Genomic DNA, 4,410 nt, shown 5'->3' on the forward strand with positions numbered 1-4,410 from the left:
CGACTGCGGTCTGAAGGCTGTGGATGGCCTTTAGCTGATACGGCCGGAGAAAGCGCAGCTTGTTGGCCTGAATGTAGCCGGGGCGCTCCGCTTCGTTTTGCCAGGCGGCTTCAGCTGCGTAGTTCGGGCGCTGGGTGCGAACGATGTAGTCCTCGCCGACCTGCTCTTCGATCAGTCGCTGCGGATTGGGCGTGACCTTCTGGTAGCCAGTAACCGAGTCCGGTGTCGGAAACGAGGTGATGACGTACGGGCTGCCGCGTTCGAGGTCCCAGAAGTAGTGCAGGTTGCCGTTGGAAAGCATGACGAAGCGGCAGTTCTGGGACTTGGCGTATTTGCGCGCCTGCTCTTTACCGACAAGCGGATTTTTGTCTTCGGCTTTGGCTTCGAGGACAAGCAGCGGAAAGCCTTTGGCATCGAGCAAGAGAAAGTCGACGAAGCCTTTTGTGCTCTTCTCGAAGTTGGCGCCCAGCGCGTCCAGGTCGGTTGACTTGATTGTGACGCTGGGTTCGAGGCGAATGTTCGCGGGCGCGCTGCCATCCGCGAAGAAACGCCAGCCAGCCGCTTCGAGCAGCTTGTTGATCTTGATGCGGGCTGTGGCTTCCTTATCGGGCATTCAGGGTTTTATTCCAGCGATGGTGGTCAAGCGGCATAAGGTAAATTCGATTGCACTAACGGCACAACGCAACATTCCAAACTGCGGTATAACATTCCCATGCAACCCTTGGTCGCGAACGACTGTTATTGGCCGATACTACATCGTTCCTGTTCCCAGGGGGAATGTCTGTTTCCGCTGCCGACACCCATGCAGTTATTTCTGGCTGGTGTAGCCAGACTTTGTATCGGTGAGACAATTGGGAAAAGTTCTATAGGCATCGGGAAGTGGCCGGTTACTGAGCTTCCACCACCACCGCCGTCCCATAAGCCGTAACCTCATTCATTGCCTGCCCCTGCCCGGCATCAAATTCACCGGAATCAAAACGCATCCCCAGCACGGCATTGGCGCCGATGGATCGGGCATGCTCGGCCAGTTGTTCCAGGGCATCATCGCGGGTCTGGGCAATCATTTTGAGATACCCAGCCTGCTTGCCGCCGAAGATGGCGCGGACACCACCAAGGAAATTGCCGACGATATTGCGGGATCGGACACCCGTGCCATAGACCGGCCCGATGACGCGGACCACACGCATGCCGGGGCAGTCGTTGATGGTGAGGATAAGGACAGGACTTTGTTCTGCGGCCATGCGGTTTCCCTTTCTGCGGAATGCTGCAATCCATGTACCGATCACAGTGTATTCTTATGGGGTCAGTATGCTGGACAGGCGGTCAGTCAGCAACTTGCCGCGCAACCAGTTCGGCGACTTCTGACCTGGGACTGGTCATTGCCTTGCTCAGACGAATACTCCCCTTACCCGACGACGCTATCCAACAGGCCATCACGTCTCGACAAGCTTTGCCGCTTTTTGCACACTGAGAACATACCCTACAGCCGCAAAAGAGCCACCAATGGCCTATTATAGAAAACGCCGCAGATACCGGGGATCCAGCGGGAGCCCTCTGCTGAACATCGCCACCATGACGGACCCCGCGTGGATCGGCTCGGCCATCCTCGCGGGCATCATCCTGTTTTCATCCTGGCTGATCCTGCCCGCCGTTTTTCAGATTAACCCCATCCTGAAGATACTGACGCCACTTTTTGAGATGATCGGCAGCATCCTGGCGCTGATTTTCGGATTCATGGCGTTCATGCTGTTTCTGGCCCGCGATACAGTGCCGGTGACGCCATCCACAACGGACAAGCCCGCGTATCAAGCACCAAAGCCCTCTCAAAAGTTCCTGAATAACAATCCATCACCGTACGCCAACCCTGATCCTAAGCAGCCCAACGGATGGTCCTTGTCACTACTCCGAGACCTCGAATGGAAACGGTTTGAAGACCTTTGCAATGAATATCACCGTGAATGCGGTATGCGAAGCACCACCACAGGGCTCGGTGCCGATGGCGGTGTGGATATTCGTTTGTTCCATCGGGAAACCGGCGCATTAATCGCAGTTACCCAGTGCAAGGCATGGCCGGATAAACCCATAGGAGTTGAGCTGGTTCGACAGCTTTTGGGCACGATGACCCATGAAAAAGTGCCCACTGGGACTTTCATCACCAATGGCACATTTACCAAACCCGCCGAGGAGCTCGCCAAGGAAGACCGTATTATTCTTGTTGACGGTATGAACTTCATAACGTTGATTGAGCGGTTGCCCGCTTCGTCGCAGGCGCGATTGCTGGCATTCGCAACGGAAGGGGACTACACCACGCCAACCTGCCCACATTGCGGGATCAAAATGGTGCCAAGAACCAACAGAAAGAAAGGGAATAAATTCTGGGGCTGCAAAAATTACACAAAATATCCGCCCTGCAAAAAAATATTGCAGATGAGAAAAGGAACGGACTGAATATCCCCAAAATGGCAGCATGCCAATCCGTTTTTCCGAGGGATTAAACATGAGTCCGCACTACAGCAACTGATCCACATACCGAAAGGAACGCTTGCCATAGATAATGATATTCCCTTGGCCTATCGGGTGAGCACCTCGATATCCACAGGCATCTTCCGGCCCATCTTTTACCCCTGCCCTCTGAGTTTCCGCACACAAGCCTGTAGCGCCCTGGCCTGCCCAACGGCGTCATCCAGCGCATTGTGCGCCACGCCCTCGTCTTCTACAGGAATACCGCCTTGCGGATAGGCCAGTTCAAAGAGGGTACGGCAATCCCGATCCGCGTTGTACCGCACCGGCCATCCATTCCCGGGTCCCAGAGGCTCCCGGAACCGCGCGTACAGGAGTTGCAATTGCGCGGAATCGAAGGATGGACCATTGGACCAAAGCCGCAAGCTTTCCGCAGGGATGCGCTGGAGAAAGCGGGAGAATTTGCCGAGGCCCTGAGCTACCGAGTGCGCGCAAGGGCCATGGAAAGCCGCCTGCCTCGCCTCCAGGGACTGATCCATCCACCACTGGATGGTGTCGATATCCACCAGCGCACCCCGGTCTATTTGCTCCTGAGCCGGCAAACGGATGGCAAAGGTCTGCCCGATGCGATCAGAGTGGGGATCGAAGATCACCGCCCCGATACTCAGCACTACCGCCCCCAACTGAGTGGAGAGGGCTTCGATATCGATCATTACGTCATGCATAGCGTTCTCTCCTGAGTTCACTCCTCAAATTTCCACCATACGAAACCCCATGTCATTCTCCTCATCGGGATATCCCCACGGATTGCAGAGGATACGGGTCTGGCCGATGCGGTAATCCATGGGATCATGCACATGGCCATGTATCCAGACATCGGGTTTCCAGCGTTGAATGCGATGCTCCTGATTGGAGCAGAATCCGCCCGATATGGGGCTCCCGGCGAATCGGGGGTGCTGACTTTGGTAACTGGGCGCGTGATGCGTCACCACTATATCTGGCCCGGCGTGCAGATGGTTGGTGAACTGGTCATCCAGCCAGGCGATGTTGTCCTGGTGGACCTTGAGGATGGTTTCCGGAGTAATATTCCCGGAATGGCCATCGAAAATCACAGCAAAGTCCGCCATCATGCGCTGGCAACTGCGCATCTGACGACCGCTGGCGAAGTCCGTCCAGAGGGTGGCACCCAGAAAGCGGACGCCATCCAGAATCACCATGTCCTTTTCCAGCAGATAAGCTTGACGGTCGTGGGCGATGGCATCCCGGAATTTCTCCCTGTCATCCGGGAAAACCCCGTTGTAGTATTCGTGATTGCCCAGGATCCCGACGATGGGACCGGAAAAGACCTTCCGCAACTGGCGCAGCAGGTCGGCCCAGCCTTCCGGAATCATGTCGACGTCTCCCGCAAGCACCAGGATGTCCGCTTTTTCGAGCCCCTCCGTGGGCACGGCATTGCCGAATTCGAGATGCAGATCGGAGGCGTAAGCGACGGTTGTCATGAGTCGTGTCATTCCTTGTGCCTGCCCGCCAAGGGCGAATCCAGCCCCACTTCCTGGATACCCGATGCCGTCAGTAGCCAGCCCCGTTCTTCCTGATGGCAAAACAGGGTCAAGCCCTGATCGCGGTATCGCTCAGCCTGATCCAGATGGGCAGCCCCCGTATCCAGAAACACATGCCCGGCGACCTGCAACAAGCGGCCTTCCCGGGGCGGCGTGATGGTGTGCCCCACATAGGTGCGGGACAACGCGGCCGGAACAATGGGTATCTCGTGGGACAGGGCATAACGCAAGCTCCGTCCCCACAGCAGATGATCTTCCCAAGTCCCCGTAGCGTCATAGCCAATGACCTGATGCGGCTCCTGCCAGCGGGGATGCGTGTCCTCTGCGAGCGTGGCGTCATTCCAGCACACCGCCACGCCATCCTCGCGTTCTGCCACCAGTTCCGCGTGCA

At 56.7% G+C, this 4,410-nt stretch carries 6 protein-coding genes; 1 reads left to right on the forward strand and 5 read right to left on the reverse strand.

Features of this window, described 5'->3' with window-relative positions; translation table 11 throughout:
• Both M7F93_RS11125 and M7F93_RS11130 read right to left on the reverse strand, forming a co-directional pair.
• Positions 1-613, reverse strand: a 613-nt coding sequence (locus tag M7F93_RS11125) for a type I restriction enzyme HsdR N-terminal domain-containing protein (protein WP_298173409.1), incomplete at its 3' end; no start/stop codon positions are given.
• A 274-nt stretch (positions 614-887) separates the two neighbouring features.
• Positions 888-1,241: a YbjQ family protein gene (locus tag M7F93_RS11130; protein ID WP_298173412.1), complete on the reverse strand. Its 354-nt coding sequence runs from the start codon at positions 1,239-1,241 to the stop codon at positions 888-890.
• 262 nt (positions 1,242-1,503) lie between these two features.
• Here M7F93_RS11130 and M7F93_RS11135 point away from each other — a divergent pair, with 262 nt between their 5' ends.
• Positions 1,504-2,448 (forward strand): restriction endonuclease, encoded by a 945-nt coding sequence (locus tag M7F93_RS11135; RefSeq protein ID WP_298173415.1) that lies wholly within the window; start codon positions 1,504-1,506, stop codon positions 2,446-2,448.
• Positions 2,449-2,618: 170 nt separating this feature from the next.
• Here the strand turns inward: M7F93_RS11135 and M7F93_RS11140 are convergent, their stop codons facing one another.
• The 3 genes from M7F93_RS11140 to M7F93_RS11150 all read right to left on the reverse strand — a co-directional run.
• Entirely contained in the window at positions 2,619-3,185 is a 567-nt protein-coding gene (locus M7F93_RS11140; RefSeq protein WP_298173418.1) for a 3'-5' exonuclease, read from the reverse strand.
• Between the two features lie 24 nt (positions 3,186-3,209).
• Positions 3,210-3,959 carry a metallophosphoesterase gene (locus M7F93_RS11145; RefSeq protein ID WP_298173422.1) on the reverse strand — a complete coding sequence of 250 codons (750 nt, stop codon included), beginning with the start codon at positions 3,957-3,959 and terminating at the stop codon, positions 3,210-3,212.
• Between the two features lie 8 nt (positions 3,960-3,967).
• Positions 3,968-4,410, reverse strand: a 443-nt coding sequence (locus M7F93_RS11150; protein WP_298173425.1) for a hypothetical protein, incomplete at its 5' end; no start/stop codon positions are given.

Origin of the sequence: Acidithiobacillus sp. (assembly GCF_027322205.1) — a bacterium.
Taxonomy (GTDB): domain Bacteria; phylum Pseudomonadota; class Gammaproteobacteria; order Acidithiobacillales; family Acidithiobacillaceae; genus Acidithiobacillus.